This window comes from Candidatus Poriferisocius sp. (assembly GCF_965204145.1).
Taxonomy (GTDB): Bacteria; Actinomycetota; Acidimicrobiia; order Acidimicrobiales; family Bin134; genus Poriferisocius.
Map to the genome: position 1 here is coordinate 1,957,106 of NZ_OZ241977.1, position 15,976 is coordinate 1,973,081.

General features: G+C 62.7%; 12 protein-coding genes. All 12 read right to left on the reverse strand.

Annotated features, from left to right (window positions below; genetic code table 11):
- Positions 1 to 9: 9 nt before the first annotated feature.
- The 12 genes from ACOGI7_RS09060 to ACOGI7_RS09115 all read right to left on the reverse strand — a co-directional run bounded on the left by ACOGI7_RS09060 (position 10) and on the right by ACOGI7_RS09115 (position 15,929).
- On the reverse strand, positions 10 to 369 hold the full coding sequence (locus tag ACOGI7_RS09060) for a clan AA aspartic protease (protein WP_419848431.1): 360 nt from the start codon (positions 367 to 369) through the stop codon (positions 10 to 12).
- 161 nt (positions 370 to 530) lie between these two features.
- Positions 531 to 1,601, reverse strand: coding sequence for an NAD(P)/FAD-dependent oxidoreductase (locus tag ACOGI7_RS09065; RefSeq protein ID WP_419848432.1), 1,071 nt, complete (start codon positions 1,599 to 1,601; stop codon positions 531 to 533).
- Positions 1,602 to 1,606: 5 nt separating this feature from the next.
- Positions 1,607 to 2,545, reverse strand: a complete 939-nt coding sequence (locus ACOGI7_RS09070; protein ID WP_419848433.1) for an ABC transporter permease — start codon at positions 2,543 to 2,545, stop codon at positions 1,607 to 1,609.
- Between the two features lie 4 nt (positions 2,546 to 2,549).
- The gene (locus ACOGI7_RS09075) at positions 2,550 to 4,091 is read right to left on the reverse strand and encodes a sugar ABC transporter ATP-binding protein (RefSeq protein WP_419848434.1); all 1,542 of its coding nucleotides are present in this window, start codon (positions 4,089 to 4,091) and stop codon (positions 2,550 to 2,552) included.
- 57 nt (positions 4,092 to 4,148) lie between these two features.
- Positions 4,149 to 5,276, reverse strand: coding sequence for a sugar ABC transporter substrate-binding protein (locus tag ACOGI7_RS09080; protein WP_419848435.1), 1,128 nt, complete (start codon positions 5,274 to 5,276; stop codon positions 4,149 to 4,151).
- Positions 5,277 to 5,379: 103 nt separating this feature from the next.
- Positions 5,380 to 6,942, reverse strand: a complete 1,563-nt coding sequence (locus ACOGI7_RS09085) for a helix-turn-helix domain-containing protein (protein ID WP_419848436.1) — start codon at positions 6,940 to 6,942, stop codon at positions 5,380 to 5,382.
- A 102-nt stretch (positions 6,943 to 7,044) separates the two neighbouring features.
- Positions 7,045 to 8,073 carry a dipeptidase gene (locus tag ACOGI7_RS09090; protein WP_419848437.1) on the reverse strand — a complete coding sequence of 343 codons (1,029 nt, stop codon included), beginning with the start codon at positions 8,071 to 8,073 and terminating at the stop codon, positions 7,045 to 7,047.
- 43 nt (positions 8,074 to 8,116) lie between these two features.
- Positions 8,117 to 9,691 carry a hydantoinase/oxoprolinase N-terminal domain-containing protein gene (locus tag ACOGI7_RS09095; protein WP_419848438.1) on the reverse strand — a complete coding sequence of 525 codons (1,575 nt, stop codon included), beginning with the start codon at positions 9,689 to 9,691 and terminating at the stop codon, positions 8,117 to 8,119.
- Positions 9,688 to 10,788: a DUF917 domain-containing protein gene (locus ACOGI7_RS09100; RefSeq protein ID WP_419848439.1), complete on the reverse strand. Its 1,101-nt coding sequence runs from the start codon at positions 10,786 to 10,788 to the stop codon at positions 9,688 to 9,690. Before ACOGI7_RS09100 ends, ACOGI7_RS09095 begins: the two co-directional genes overlap by 4 nt.
- Positions 10,785 to 11,561 (reverse strand): aspartate/glutamate racemase family protein, encoded by a 777-nt coding sequence (locus ACOGI7_RS09105; RefSeq protein WP_419848440.1) that lies wholly within the window; start codon positions 11,559 to 11,561, stop codon positions 10,785 to 10,787. The genes ACOGI7_RS09100 and ACOGI7_RS09105 overlap by 4 nt, the downstream gene beginning before the upstream one ends.
- 124 nt (positions 11,562 to 11,685) lie before the next feature.
- On the reverse strand, positions 11,686 to 12,639 hold the full coding sequence (locus tag ACOGI7_RS09110) for an ornithine cyclodeaminase family protein (RefSeq protein WP_419848441.1): 954 nt from the start codon (positions 12,637 to 12,639) through the stop codon (positions 11,686 to 11,688).
- Positions 12,636 to 15,929, reverse strand: a complete 3,294-nt coding sequence (locus tag ACOGI7_RS09115; RefSeq protein WP_419848442.1) for a proline dehydrogenase family protein — start codon at positions 15,927 to 15,929, stop codon at positions 12,636 to 12,638. The genes ACOGI7_RS09110 and ACOGI7_RS09115 overlap by 4 nt, the downstream gene beginning before the upstream one ends.
- Positions 15,930 to 15,976 lie beyond the last annotated feature (47 nt).

Consider the following 15,976-nt stretch of genomic DNA (forward strand, 5'->3'; position numbering starts at 1 on the left):
TACCGCCTGCTACAGCCGCAAGAAGGACCGCCGTTTCAACTGCTGACCCTCTGGGTCGACCACGAAACCGGCTGACTCCAGCGCGGTCACTCCAAGCAGAGGCTCGGCAGCGGATTCACCGAAGACCACGCGCCCTCCCAGAATCTCACCCATGAATTCGATCTGAGCCACCCCTAGGTCGCATTCGACCTCGCGGCCATCAGCAAGCTGATACACCCTGCTCCCCTGCGGCTCGATGCCGATGGCCTCCAAATGCGCCCGGGGCACGAAGCAATCGGTGGCCCCGGTGTCCACCAAGAACTCCCCCTCCCAACACCGGTCCAGCGCCCCTGGGTTCCGCACGGTCACCGTCACATACGTCTCACCCATGCTCAGCCTCTCCTCCATCCCGGCATCGCTGGCCAGCCTCGGAGACTGATTATAGGCCGCACACGAAACACTTGTGCCAATCAAACTCCTTGAAATAAATTGAAATTATCTGTATTTCCCAAGCCCTGGCTCCAATGCCAAGCCGTGATAATCGCCGCGGGCTAAACGCGTCCTTCTGATGAGAACAGTCCTTGGACGATTTCAGCCACCCTTTGCCCGGCCCCAGGTGCAGTCTGGACTCCGGTACCCCCCAAGCCCGCGCACCAGATAAACGAGGGATCAGCTTGGTGAGGCCTGATCACCGGGCGGCGATCGGCGGTAAAGACGCGAAGGCCCGCCCAAGCCCGGCGAACACTTCTGATCTGAAGCGTGGTGTGAGCGTTGATTCGGTCGATGGCGTAGGCCACATCAATCTCTTCGGGGCGAGGATCCCCCGGAGCAATCGGAGTCTCATCGGCCGGGGAGCACAGCATGAGGCCGCCAACGTCGGGCTTGAAGTAGAAGGAACTGTCGGCAGCAACCACCATGGCGAGATCCTGATTGTCTACCGACACAGGCGATACAAATGCCGTCCGCTTGAGCGCTCGAAAGCCCACCGGCGCCAGCCCCGATCGCTCGGCCAGCTCGTCGGCCCACGCACCTGCCGCATTGATGACCACCCGTGCTTTGATCTCCACACCCCCCTCCACCAGCCAGTGCCCCTTTTGGCGGCGAAGGCTGACAGCCTCTGAAGCGAGCAGCACCCCAGTCCCGTGGTGGGTGGCACCGCGCACCAGGGCACGCAATAGACCGTCGACATCGATGTCGTATACACCGGTCTGCCAGGCAACAGCGTCAATCGCCTCTGGACGCAAGACCGGACACATCGCTAGGGCTGTCTCGCGGTCGATTGGGACCGCGCCGGGGAGGTCACGGCTCGTCCCCTCGGGTTCGCACGAATAGACCCAGAGCAACTCGCGAGGGGTCAGCAGCGGGTGCTCAGCCAACCCCTCGGCAGTCGATGTGAGAAACAGTCTCCCGTTCTCAGTCAGCTCGTCGTTTTCCTGCCCTCCATATCCAGGCACCAGCGTGGCCGCCGAGCGACTCGTGCTATGAGTGCCCAACTCGGTTTCCCGCTCCACCAGCACTGTGCCGAGCCCTTCTCGAGCTAAGTGATATGCGCACGACGCGCCTGCGATTCCGCCGCCGATGACGGCAACATCAACTGTTCGGTCCTGCTGCTGCAACCTCATTGGGCCTATTGCGGTCGGCGCTGCGTCCAGGAGTCGATGGCCACCGCTCCGAGTATCACGCCTCCTTGGATGACCCGCTGCCAGATCGGATCGACTTGGTGCAGGTTGAAACCGTTCACCATCAAAGCGATAAAGAAAGCCCCCGCAACGGTGCGCCATACTGCGCCCTCACCCCCGGCAATCGATGTACCGCCGACAACCACCGCAGCGATAACCCCGAACACGAAGCTGAAGTCATCGGAGGGCAGAGCGGACAGTGTTCGTGATGACGACACCACTCCGGCCAGCCCTGCCGCGGCTCCGGCGAGCCCAAAGGCAATCGTCTTGACCCGGGCAACGGGAACACCAGCCAAGCGGGCGGCTTCGGCATTCCCCCCGGTGGCATAGACATGGCGGCCGAATCGAGTGCGGCTCAGCAACACCCAGGCCACAGCCACCACCCCGAACGCGATCCAAGTAGCGGTGGTCAGTCCCCAGAAGCGGGTTCGGGCAATCGATGGGTAGGCATCGGTGGAAGCCCGCAGGACGCTTCGATCGCTGATCAAGAACCCGGCTCCAAAGACCATGAACGAAGTCGCCAGGGTGGCAATAAAGGAATTGACCTTCAATATGGTCACGATCAGCCCATTGCCCACGCCGACGGCCAGTCCGACAGCCACCCCAACAAGTACGGCCAGGGCAGCGTTGCCAGTGGCATTCTCTACTTGGAGAGCGAACAGCGGCGCCACGACGAACACCGAGGCCACCGATAGGTCGAATCCACCGGCGATCATCGTGATGGTGGCAAACGAAGCTGCTATGAGCAGCGCTGACTGCTGATCCAAGACATTGCGGAAGTTGGATTGGCTGAGAAAGCTGTCGGTAGTGGCAGCCAGGAATGCAAACAGAGCAACCGTGACAATCGCAATGCCGTAGCGGCGCAGAACATGCACGACCTGAGTCACCGGATCAAACCTGTTGTGAATCCGGTGTGGAGGGGCGATTGCCCAAGTGCTCGGTATCAAACGCTGCATTGAGGATGTTGGCTTCGGTCAACTCCTCCCCCGCGAATTCGGCCACGATCCGGCCGAAACGCATGACCAGCACCCGGTGGCTCATTTCCACGACGTCCTCTAGCTCAGACGACACCAACAAGACGGCACAACCCGATCGGGCAAGCTGGCCGATTACGTCGTAGATGGCTCGCTTCGACCCGACATCCACTCCTCTGGTTGGCTCATCGGCAATGAAGAGCTGAGGCTGGCCCAGCATGGCCCGGGCAAAGAGGACCTTTTGCTGATTGCCGCCGGAAAGAGTGCCCACTGGCACGGACAAGCTCTCAGCTCTGACTCCGGCCTCTTGGATGACCTGGCCGGCCGCAGCCTCCTCTTGTTTGACCCGAATCCCGAGTCGACCAATGAATCTCTGAAGATGGGGCAACGTGGTGTTGTCCCTCACTGGGAGCCCCACCACCAAGCCTTGGTCCCGGCGGGACTCAGGAATGAGCGAGATCCCGTTGGAGAGCCCATCGGACACAGTTCCCAACAGGCGGCTTCCTGATACTTCAACGGTGCCGGCACTGGCGCGAGTCGCGCCGTACACCGCATGGGCCACCTCGCTTCGACCAGCCCCGACAAGTCCAGCCAACCCCAAAATCTCTCCCTTCTTGATGCTGAAGGAAATATCAGAGAACTCGCCTGCCCGACTGAGGCCCTTCGCTCGTAGCACGACCGGTGCGTCATCGCCCGGTTGGGGGGGTTTGGGGGGATACGCGTCCCCGATAGAACGGCCTGTCATTCCCTCGACAAGGGACTCATACGTCTCGTCGGCCGCGGGAGCAGTGCGGACCACACAGCCATCACGCATCACCGTCACCGTGTCAGATACCGACAAGACCTCGTTGAGAAAATGCGACACGTACACCACAGCCACTCCCCTGTTGGCGAGCTCTCGGACTGTGCGGCGCAACTCGTCCGCCTCGTGGCTAGCCAAACGAGCAGTGGGCTCGTCGAAGACGACTAGTCGGGACCGCCGCCCCAGTGCCCGCAGGATTTCGACTTTCTGCTGATCGGCCACCGACAGCGAGCCAACGTTCTCATCCAGGGGAACTTGAAGTCCATGCTGGGCAACCAGCGATTCCACTCTCTTGCGGTTGCCTCGATCGCTCACAAAGGGACCGATGCATTCCTCCGATCCCAGGACGATATTGTCCACCGCTCTCATGGCGGGAAGCAACGAAAGCTCCTGTGCGACACCGACCAATCCATAGGAGGCGGCCTCATCGGGCCCGCTCAGCTTTGTCGGCGAACCGTCGAGAACGAGCTGGCCCCGGTCAGGGGCATGAATCCCGAGGAGAATACGGCCGAGGGTGGACTTGCCCGCGCCGTTCTCTCCAACAAGCCCGTGTACCCGACCGGGATGGAAGGCCACCGACACATCAGATAGTGCCCGGGTGGCGCCAAAGCGCTTGCTGACGTTTCGCACGCTTACTAACGCTTCGTCACCACTCATGGGCTTGCTCTTCTAACTCTGCCCCCGCCGCTTAGAGTTCAGCGCAAGGCTGATTGATCAGCCTGCCCACTGCGGGGTGAACAATGCCACGTTATCGGCGGTCATCAGCCCATTGTCGGGGAGATCGACCAACGGGTCCACCCCGCCGAAATCGGGGCCGCCGGTGAGGGCGGACACCATCGCCTCCATAGCGATCCGACCCTCGTCGCCCGGTGCGCCGAAGACTCCCGCGAACCAGCGTCCGCTGGCGATGCCGTCGATTGCCGGCTCGGAGCCGCCCAGCCCGATGAGCTTGACCTGGTCTAGCTTGCCCTCGTCGCTCAGCGCGATCTCTGCCCCCTGCACCGACTGGTCGGCGCCCACGAGGACGTTGAAGTCGGGCTCAACCTGCAAGATGTCCTGGGTGACGTTGATGCCCTCTTCGGGGCCGAGGTACTTGCCCTCGCCCTCCGCGACGATGGATATAGCCGGATAGTCGGCAATCACCTCGTCCAACCCGGCTCGCAGGGCCTCGTCCAACGGCACCCCCTTGATCCCGTAGAAGTAGACCACCTTGCAAGGGTCTAGGTCTCCGCAAGCCTGCACGGCCAGTTCGCCGAGCCGTTTGCCGTTTTGGAACGGGGCAGCGATGACGCTGGCGCTCACACCGGGTACCTGTGGATCCGAGGTGGTGAAGTCCTCCCCCACCACCTGGTTGAGGATGACCACCTCCATGCCCGCAGCCAACGCAGCCTCGATGTCTGGAGCAGAGGCGATGCCGTTGATCGACACCAGGATGACGCCGTCGTAGATGCCCGCGGCAATGGCATCCTGGAACTGAGTTGTCTGCTTGCTGGGATCGAACTGAGCGTCGAACTCGGTGATTTCGACGTTATTGGCCGCGGCCACAGCCTCCATCTCATTGCGCGAGGACAGGAGCCAGGTATTGGCCGAACTGGCTGACAGATAGGCGACGCGGAATGGCTCATCGTCGACGATCGCCGTTGGGGCCGGAGTGGCCTCCGGCGCGGTCGTGGCCTCCGGCGCGGTGGTCGCCGTTGGGGCCGGGGTGGCCTCCGGCGCGGTCGTGGCCTCCGGCGCAGCCTGGCGGTCATCATCGTTGCCACAAGCTGCCACGCCCGTGGCAAGAACAACCACGAGGGCTAGCCAGATGAACGGGCGTCCAATTCGGGACAATGCTGCCATCGAACATCTCCTTCTGCTGATGCAAGCCCGACTTTCGTCAGGGCAGCAGAACCTTAAGGCCGCCCCCCAAATGGAGAGATAGACAGATTGAATATATTTCTACTTACAGAAGTGCATCATGCACAGTTCGATCAGGCTGGCGGTTGACTCGGAGCATCCGACAAGCCAATTGCAGCGAGAGGCGAGTCTCGGGGTCTTCCAAACTCACCCCTAGAACCTCAACGATGCGACGAATCCGATTGGCCACGGTATTGCGGTGGACTAGCAGCCGATGGGCGGCATCGGTGGTCGAGCAACTGGCATCCAGATAGACCTCAAGTGTTCGCAACAGCTCATGGCCGGAATCCAATTCGAGGACAGGCTCGAGGATCGAGCGGGCATAGCGGGCAAAGTCCTCGGAGCTGAACCAACCCATCAGCACCCGCTGCACCCCCAGTTGGTCAATATGGGCAGCGGCAGAGGACGCATCGGACCGGGCGTTGGCGATAAGCGCCGCCTCATGGGCTTCAGTCAGCGACGAGCGCAGGCCGCGCAGGTCGGGAGAGGGGCGGCCGATGCCCCCATGGGCCTGCAATCCGGAATGCACGCTCACGAACTCTGCCAAGACGTCGCCGAGCCGCTGCACCATTGAGGCATAACCCTCGACCGCGGGCTCGGCAGGCTCAGTCACCCATCCGCTCCACCCGTCGTTGCGCTCTACCAGAGGCCCGTCGAGGCCTGCTTCCCGGAGCCGCTCCTGCATCTCAGCCTGAAGGTCGATGATGCGGGCGGAGTCGGCGCCCTGAAGCTTGATGTACAAGCCGGTATTCCACCCTGCCGAGCTCCATCCCATGGCCAGCATCTGCTTCTGGAGATCGCGCTCGTGAAGATCGCTCGTGGCCAACAGCTCGTTGAGCACGGCGATGCGACGGCGGGCGTCCCCCTCCGCCCGCACTCGTACCGAAGCCAACATGGCAGTGAGGTACCAAGCCCCGATCTGAAGGAGAGATCGCAGCAGCCGCTGGCCGCCATCCGACCCCCCGCTCTCCCCGAGCAGCCAGTAGTCGGTGCCCTCACCGGGTACGAGTACGATCTCGGTGCTGTGCAGGGCCGCCTCGGCCGCGTGGTCCACTAAGTAGACCCCGCCGGATGAGAGTCGTCGGTCACCGACTTCAATGGGGTTGCCAGCCACCAGGCTCCGGTCTTGGCCGATCAGGCAAACTCGGGCGGCGCTGAGATCGGCAACCGCGTCAAGCACGCTCTCCACTGTGTCGAGGCGCCGCTGGCTCAACAGGGCCAGCAGTGAGTCCACCGCCGCCGCCTGCTCGACATCGGCTGCCCAGAGCTGGGACCGCAGCCGGTGCGTGAGGGACATGGCATCGGCGTCGGCCAGCGCGAGCAATGGCACACCGAACCGGTTGGCCAGGCGCTGTACACCCATGCCGAGGTCAAACCCAGGGTTGGTAATGATGAGCGCGACCGCCCCCGCCTCGGCGATGGCCCTTATGGCCATGTCGATCTGGTAGCGATGCTCGCCGATGGCCGACGCGTCGAACACCACCACCTCCCCGGGCCGAGGCGGCGCCTCCTCTCTGAGGCGCATGCACAGCACGGCGTCGACGACCACAGCATCCAACCCGGCTTCCCCGGCCAGCAGCTCGGCATCCCCAAGCGGAGGCGAAGCCACCAGCTCCCTAACCCGTATGGGACGCTCACCACCCATTTCTCTCCCTCACCCGTATGAGGCGCTCACCGCCTATTTCTCGATGCTACCGACCGCTCTCCGTGCCTACTGACTATGAGCGGGCCGACATGGCAGGTTGACCCGGAAGAAGTCCAACATGTTCTCACTAGCGATGTGGGCGGCCTGTTCAAACCCCAACCTCCCGATGAGCGGGCGGACCAAGTTGGGATAGTCAGCCGGTGCTTTGAGGTCGGCAATCACCGGAAGGTCCTCCGGGTCCACGAGCATCTGGCGGCCTAGGACAGGGTCGACCATGCGGAACAGGTCGTATATGAAGTCAGCGCCGACGGCCACGCTGCGCCCCCCGATGACGGCAGCAGCGTGCTCGAGGTGATCTATGAACCCGTCGACAGTCGGATTGGACGAAGAGACAAATGCCCCGAAGGCGTTGACCGCCACGAAACCACCGGAGTCAGCCACCAGGCTCATCTGATCGTCGGTGAGGTTGCGGGGATGGTCGCACAGCGCGCGACAAGAGGAGTGGGTGGCCACGAAGGGCCGAGTGGCTACCTCGGATAGATGGGTAACTCCCGGTGCCGACAGATGGCTGATATCCACCACCATGCCTAGCCGGTTCATCTCTTGAACGGCCTCGACGCCCAGCGACGAGAGCCGCCCGCCGGTGTCGGTCTCTCCGATGCCGTCAGCCATCATGGTGCGCCGGTTCCAAGTGAGCGACGCCATGCGCACCCCAAGGTTCCAGAAGGTCTCGATGATCGACAGCGACGAGCCGATAGGCTCGGCCCCCTCCAAGGCAATCAGCAGGGCGATGCGACCACTGTCAATGATCTGATCAATGTCGGTGGCGCATTCCACGATGGCCACGTCATCGATATGGCGATCAGCGATCTCCCTAGCCAACGAGATGATCTCCAAGGTGCGCCGCAGGGCGGCCTCGCCGATGAACTGCTCCTCGGTGAAGATGGGCAGCACCTGGAATACCACCCCACCCGCCCGCAGTCCGGCCAGCCAGTCTTCTCCGAAGGGATCGGCTACACCCCGCTCGCGCCGGTGCATGCAGCCCAGCAGGAGGTCGTTGTGCGAGTCGGCAATGGGCAGATGCGGCATCACCATCGCAAGGACCCCGGTTGGGCCGCCTTCTCGCTTCTGAGACCGCTCAAGCCAGGGGCCCGACGGCCTTCACCAGAACCCGGCAGCCACCGCCAGGCACATAGGTCATCGGCACCTCGGTGATGGCGGTGATGCGTATCTGGGCGGGGTCGGCACCGGCTCGCACTGCGGCGTTGGCAGCCAGATCACGGGCGTCGTCGAGACAGTGCTCGCGGCTGGACACGTCGTAGCTGTACACCCGGTCAACGGTTCCGGACGCTTCGGCGATCCCCGCTCCATAGGCGTTGGCCACCGCATAGCTCTCAGGACGGAGCACTTCGGACACCCCCGGCACCTGCTCAGCGATCAGGTGGGCCCCGCCGCCAACGGCCAAAAGGGGCAGCTCAGACCGACTCGACTTCATCCGGTCACTCATGATGGACACCTGCTCGTCCACCCACGCCAGCGCATCGCTGAGGAGCTGGGCGTCGATGTCGGCCACATGGTCGGGGTCGCCAAACCCGTGAAGTCGGCCAGCAGCCAGCGAGATATCGGAGAGGGTGAGGGTGCCGCCGCCAACGCAAACCGCCTCGGTGGCCACGGCATAGCCCACTGAATCGGGGCCGATGGCCAGATCAGTACCGTTGCCGGCCCGAGCATCTCGGACCACGGTGCCACCTCCTAGCCCGATGGAGAGCAAGTCGGGCATGCGGAAGTTGGTCCGCACCCCTCCAACCTCCACCGCGGCAGTGGACTCACGTGGAAAGCCATCCACCAGAATCCCCGCATCCGCGGAGGTGCCACCCACATCGATGACGATGGCGTCGTTCACTCCGGCCAGAGCGCATGCCCCCCGCATCGAGTTGGTGGGTCCCGATCCCAAAGTGAGCACCGGAAAACGCCCGGCCTCCACCGCGGTGAGAAGGGTGCCGTCGTTCTGCGTCAGATAAGCATCGACTGCCAGGTTGTGTCCGGCAAGGGCGTCCTCGAACCCGCGAATCACCCGGGAGGCCACGCTCAACAGGGCGGCATTGAGAATGGTGGCGTTCTCCCGCTCCAAAAGGCCCAGCGAGCCCACTTGGTGGCTCAGCGACACGGGATACCCATCACCCAGCTCTTGGTGGATGATTTCAAGGGCTCGCAACTCGTGCTCGCTGGTGGCCGGACTGAACGCGGCGGACACCGCAATGGCCTGACACCCTTGAGAGGATGCCTGGACAGCAAACTTCCGGACGGCATCCTCGTCCAAGGGGGCGATATCTGCGCCGGTGTACTCGTTCCCGCCCTCAACGATGGCCGATGCCCCGATCACCATGTCGCGGATGTCGTCGGGCCAAGCTGCACCAGGCCGCACACCCAGCGAAGACGGCGCAGCCAGCCGCAGCACGCCGACGGTGTCGAGGTCTTGACGTTGGATGATGGCATTGGTGGGATGGGTGGTTCCCAGCATGGCCTTGCCCACTAGGCCCTTGTCCACATCGTGCAGCACCTTGTCCAGCGATTCTCGGATGCCGTCGATGGGCTCTGGAGTGGTGGCCACCTTGACTGCGCTCAGCACCCCGCCGTCCGAGTCGATCACCACAGCGTCGGTATTGGTGCCCCCAACGTCGATGCCGATGCGGAACTCTGGGCCGCTGGTCATGCGGACAACTCCACGAAGTCGATCTCATAGCCAAAGGCACTGGGGCCCACGAGTTCGAGCATCCCGTCTTGATGCCACTCTGGGGCGCACGGCATGCCGACAACTACCACTCGATTGCCGTAGGCCAGCGCCTCAGTGGTGATGGGGTCGTAGGTCTCGCAGTCAAGCAGACAGATGAGGTTGGGTGTGGTGATAACCGGCTGGCCGTCGTGAAAAGCGATCAGGTTCTCGTTCTGCACTTCAATGCGCATTGTGCTGTCCGACCCTTCCAGGTCTTCGAGAATCACCGTGGAACGGGCAAAACCATCGGTGGTCCGCCGGTCCAAGTCCACCACCTTGCCCGTGAAGAACGCCCGGGACCCGGACTCGCCGAGGAACCGCTCCCACGCCCCCTCTTCACCGTCTTTGACCGCCTGGAGCAAAGTCCCCATTTCGGTGCAGTAAGTGAGCGAGTCCTGAATGCCATGCTCCGCCACCTGACCGGCCGTCAGGGGATAGCAGCTAATGGCATTGGCCAACCCGAGCTGGATGACCGAGGTGCGGGCCAGCGTCTCAGCAATGTGGTTGGTAGTGGTCTCAAACACGCACTGGTTGCCCTTCTCGTCGGCCACCGACAGCGGGCCAGCGGGCAGACCGGCCAGAGTGAACACCGTCATCTCAATCTGGGGGAACGCCCGACGCATCGAGTCGGCGTTGACGATGGGCAGGCCCATCTCAGCCGCAGTGGCGATTGGGAACAACGTATTGCAACCGCCGACCTCGATGGGCATGATCGCGGCCGGCGCCTTTCCCAGGTAGGAGGCTAGGGCCTGCACACTGGCAACAAACTCGGTGCCCGCGGGGATTTTCTCCAAGATCACAGTCGGGGCACCGATGACTGCGGTGGTGAGCACCAGGGCATCGGAGGGGAGATCCCTGGCGCTCACCACCTCCACCGCGCCGTACGTCGTCAGCGCTTGGCCGGCTACTAGCTTGGCGATGTAGGGGTCGCCTCCCCCGCCGGTCCCCAGCAGAGTGGCGCCCAGGCAGAGCGCTTCGATGTCGTCAGCGGTCAACACGTCCATGGCGGCTCCGTTACCTCCATTTCCAGCGGTCATGGCCGGGGGTCGAGGTCAAGTACCGGGTCTACGATGGGAATCCATTCGGCTTCCCGAGGCGGAACCGGGTCGTAGCCTCCGGCTCGGCTGGTCCTCCATCCGTGGTCGGCGCCGATGACGGCCAAGAACTCCGCGTATCGCAGGGGGGCGGTGACCGCGTCGATCACCGGCACGCCGACTTGGGCTTGTACCTGGCGGTAGAAGCCGAATTCGATAGTGCAGCCCAACACAATCGCATCTGCCCGGTCTGCGGCGACAGCTTTTTCGGACTCGGCCAAGATGCGTTTCTGGGTGGCCTCGGGATCGGCTTGGAATTCGTCCACGCTCATATCGAGCACTCGGAACGAGGCCAGATGATCGGCATACCCGTACTTGACCACGTTCTCGTGCATCTCCGGAATCCATTTCTTGCGACCCACCAGAATCGAGAACTGATCGCTAACGCTGGCCGCAGTGTGCAAGCAGGCTTCTGCCGGCGCGGTGACTGCCATTGAGCCAGCCAACTCCCGGGCACCGCGCAGAAAGGGATCATAAAAACAGCCGATGATCGCGGCGTCATAGCGCTGTTCCTCAACGGCCCAGCGGATGACCCCCATTGTCGGGCCAGCCACCACCGCCTCCAAGGCGTTCCACTCCAAGTGCTGTGGGCCAACACCGGGTAGAGAGCACACGTCGACCCGGGTATCTGGCGCTGCCTCCCGCCGCAACTCCTCTCCGATGGGCGCGTCATAGGCGTTCGTGCCAACGGGGTTGATCCACAAAATCCGTGTCATGTGCTGCCCTTTGCTACCCGGATACACGAGCCAAGCGGTGGTTCTGGGGAGAATGTAGAGGCGAACCCTGCCACTGCTTATGGGCAGCTTGCATAAGCATTGCTTAGCAAATATGCGTTTCGCTTCATTCGAAGGGATGGTGATCGACTTGGCGCAGGGCTAACCGGGCGGCCGCGAGGTCAGCTAGGGCGAAACCGGCTGACTTGAACACGGTGACCTCCTCGGGGATGCGTCGGCCAGGATGGCGATCGGTCACCAGCGAACGGAGGTCGGCGATGATCGACTCTTCAGAGATTGCCCCGTCAGCCAGCGGTTGAGCTAGGTCGCCTGACTGGACTGCGCCGGGCACGGTGTCCACGAACAGAGCAGCCTGCGTGATAGCGGCATCGTCGACCTCGCGCATGTCTGGGCGGAAGCTGCCAACCAGGTCGAGATGGGTGCCCGGCGCCAACCGCTCACCGAAGACTAAGGGGCTGGTCGCGCTCGTAGCACAAGAAATGATGTCGGCCCGCCCGATGGACTCGTCCAAGTCGGAAGTGGCTGTGGCGGGCAACCCCTCGGCGGCCAACAACTCAGCCACCTCGCGGGCCGCGGCGGGGTTGCGACCCCAAATCTGGATCGCCTCGAAGCGGCGAACCTTGCTGTGGGCCCGAGCCATGTTGGGCGCGAGCTGGCCGGTGCCGACCACTAACAGGCGGGCGGCATCGGGCCGGGCCAAAGTCCTGGCCGCCAGCGCGGAAACCGCTGCGGTGCGGCGGGCTGTGAGCTCATCGCCGTCGAGCACAGCTTTCAGCTTGCCGTTTTGTCCGTCAAAACAGAGATAGATCGCGTGGATGGTGGACGACGAGGTGCCAGCGTTGGAGGGGAAAAAGGTAGCCGCTTTGACCCCCACAATTTCACGGTTGATCCAACCTGGCATCAAGAGGAGAGAGGCTGGCTCTTCACCTGGCCGGCCCATCGAGAGGACTTGGCGGTCGGGAGCAACCACCGCATCGTCAGCAATGATCTCGGCGATGGCGTCGATCAACTCGTCCCAGACGGTGGCAGACCGAATCTGGCCGGAGTCAAGGAATCTCATTGCCACACATTTCCGTAGCGATGGACGGTTCGACTGATCGTCTGCTCGCGTAGGTAGTGCAGCAATTCAATTCGCCCGTCACGGGTGACCGGATCGTCGACAAAGTGGATTCCGGCCTCCTGCGCCGCCGCCCGCAAACTCTCATCTGACGACCCGACCGACCGAATTCTCTGCACCTCCAGCGAGCCGAGTCGAGCGCCAAACGTCCCTCCTGTCTCATCTGCGGCCAAAGAGTCAACGAGTTCTACCCCACACCGTCGGGCAGCGGCCCGAATTCGGGCTACATCGCGCCCGGCAGCATCAGCCTCTATTCTCAGCCCTACCCGGCTCAACGGCCGATACCGCAGGATGTTGGACTCGCAGAACAATCCCGCGGGGTCGTGCTCGACGGAAAATTCGGTGCGCCATGCTGCTTCGTCACTGGCTTGGGCCCGGTCGAGCCACTCTTCGTCGGTCAGTTCTTCGTCTACGGGAGTCCAAGTGCCGAGTTGGCCGACATAGTTCGGCCCCCCTGTTTTGGCTCCTGGTCCGACGCAGGAGTGCTTCCACCCGCCGAACGGCTGCCGCGCCACGATTGCTCCGGTGGTGGAGCGATTCACATAGGCGTTGCCCACCTCCACCGCTTCGACCCACCGGCTTACCTCAGCTGGGTCCAGCGAGTGGATGCCGCCGGTCAATCCGAAAGACGTGCTGTTCTGAATAGCGATGGCCTGGTCGAGAGATTCGGCGTGTATCAGCCCGAGCACTGGCCCGAAACACTCTGTCTGGGCGAACCAGGAGCCCGGGACTACACCGATCCTGACCCCGGGAGTCCATAAGCAGGAGTCGAGTTGCCGGGGCTTCACCAACCACTCTTCGCCGGGGTCGAGCTGCGTGAGTGCCCGCAACAGCTTCCCGTGAGCCTTCCCGATGATCGGCCCCATCGTGGTGCTGATCCGGGTACTGGAACCGACCGACAGAGTGGTGACTGCGTCAATAAGTTGGCGTCGCAGCCGCGGCGACTCGTATGCATCGGCGACGCAGATGGCCAAGCTCGCCGCCGAGCATTTCTGGCCTGAATGACCGAAGGCTGATGCCACAAGGTCGGCCACCGCCAAGTCAATGTCGGCGCTCGGAGTGATGACGAGAGCGTTCTTTCCCGAGGTCTCAGCGAACAGCCGCAGCCGCGGTTTCCAAGCCTGGAACATCTTGGCCGTCTCGAGCGCTCCGGTGAGGATCACCGCGTCAACTCCCGGATGGGCGACTAGGTGCTGGCCGATCTCATTGTCAGGAGTGCGGATGAATTGAACCAAGTCTCGGGGCACTCCGGCTTGCCAGCAGCATTGTGCGATGAGTTCGGCGCAGGCGGGCGTTTCGGGTGCTGGCTTCAGAATCGCCGCGTTCCCTGCAGCCAGCGTGGCTAGGACCCCTCCGGCGGGGATCGCAACGGGAAAGTTCCACGGCGGCACAACCAGCACCACACCGAATGGCTCGAATCGAGCGGCCTGTGAACGGTCGAGGGCCATGGCGCGGTCCCCATACCAGCGGGCAAAATCGATCGCCTCCGACACTTCGGGATCAGCTTGATCAAGGGTCTTGTGACCTTCATTCACCATGGCAGCAACGAAGTCACCCCGCCTCCTGCCCATCTGGTCGGCCACCCGCCAGAGGATCTCGCGCCGATCGGCAAGCGGAAGCTGCATCCAGCGGCGTTGCGCGTCAACCGCCAACGCGATCGCCTTATCTACCTCCTCAACGGAGTCAGCGACTCGGGTCTCCGGTCCGGACCATTTCCGGTTGAGCAGATTCAGGGCCCAAGCCCTATTGCCTTCCAGGGCAGGATCGGTATCGGGCTCGTTGAAGAACTCGCTGCGATGGTCGACAACAGCCGACAACCGTCGGCGATCCTGTTGCCGACGCGGGGCGTCCGAAACTGAGAGACGCTCGGCAACCGCAGTGCGGAATTTGGCCGCTTCCGACTCGAAGTCGGTGCTGCTGCGGTCAAGATCGAACAACTTGTGGATGAAGTTCTCTGGGGAAGCGTTCTCCTGAAGGCGTCGAAACAGATAACTGATGGCGACATCGAAGTCTTGCTCGGCGACAACCGGCAGGTAGAGCAGAACCTCCTTGCCCTCACCGAGCAGCAGCCTTGCCTGGGCAGGGGCCATGCCTTCAAGCATTTCGAATCCTACGCAATGGCTGACCCCACGCTGGCTGGCAAGCAGGTCGGCCCAGGCGAGATCAAACAGGTTGTGGCTGGCGACCCCAATTCGAACCGCGGCAGTGCGCTCAGGCGTCAGCACCCAGTCGAGACAGCGCTTGAAGTTGGCATCAGTTTCTGCTTTCGACAGGAAGGGGGTCTGGGGCCAGCCGCGCATAGCTGCTTCAACTCTTTCCATTCCAAGGTTGGCTCCCTTCACCAGCCGAACTCTGATTGGGCTCTGAGGACGGCGGTCGTTCCGGCCGCGAGCCTGCTCGCTGTGCCAGTCAACGAGGGATTGGAGTGCGGCGAATGAATCCGGTAGGTACGCCTGCAACGCGATGCCTGCGTTCACCGTGTGGAACTCCGGCATCTTGAGCAGCCTTTGAAAGGCAGCAAGAGTCAGCTCCAAGTCGTTGTACTCCTCCATGTCCAAGTTGATGAACTTCGGAGGTGAGGCGGCTGCCGCGGCTCGAAACAGGGGGCGAAGGTCCTCAACTACTCGTGACAACGAGCCTTCGAAATCCCAATGGTTGATCTGCGCCACAACCGAAGACACTTTGACCGAGACGTAATCCACTTCCGGCAGCCTCAGTAAGTTAATGACCTCTTCGCGGCGCCGTTCGGCTTCAGCATTGCCTAGGACGGCCTCCCCGAGCAGGTTCACGTTCAACGAGAACCCCTCTGATTTTCTCCTTCGAAGGTGCGCACTCAACCGACCAAGGTCGGAGTCAACGACGAGGTGGCCAATCAACCCCCTCATCCGGCGCTCGGCCAGTGGCATGACGACCCACGGCAGTAGCGGGCCGATCCGGGCCCCTAGGCGGATAAGCAACCTGTCGAACGGGGACAGGAATGATGGCAGCTCCATCTCATGTGCTAGCGAGGCGAGCTGCACCGCCGCAGTAGAGCGGTCCTCGGGGCGAATCACCCTGTCTACAAACCGCGCCGCGAAAGCAACTCCAGACCCGTCGGCCACCATTTCAGAGAGTCGCCTCGCGGTGCTGCGCTCCTCCTTCGACGTCGGCTGCCCACCTGCGTTCAGCCAGCGGCCGACACGTTCTACCGCTTCATCGACCAGCAGATCTCGTTTGTTGGAGTCGTGTTTCACATCCCCGCAGTGTTCTTCGATCTTCTCAGTGTGCTCAGGGGAGCACC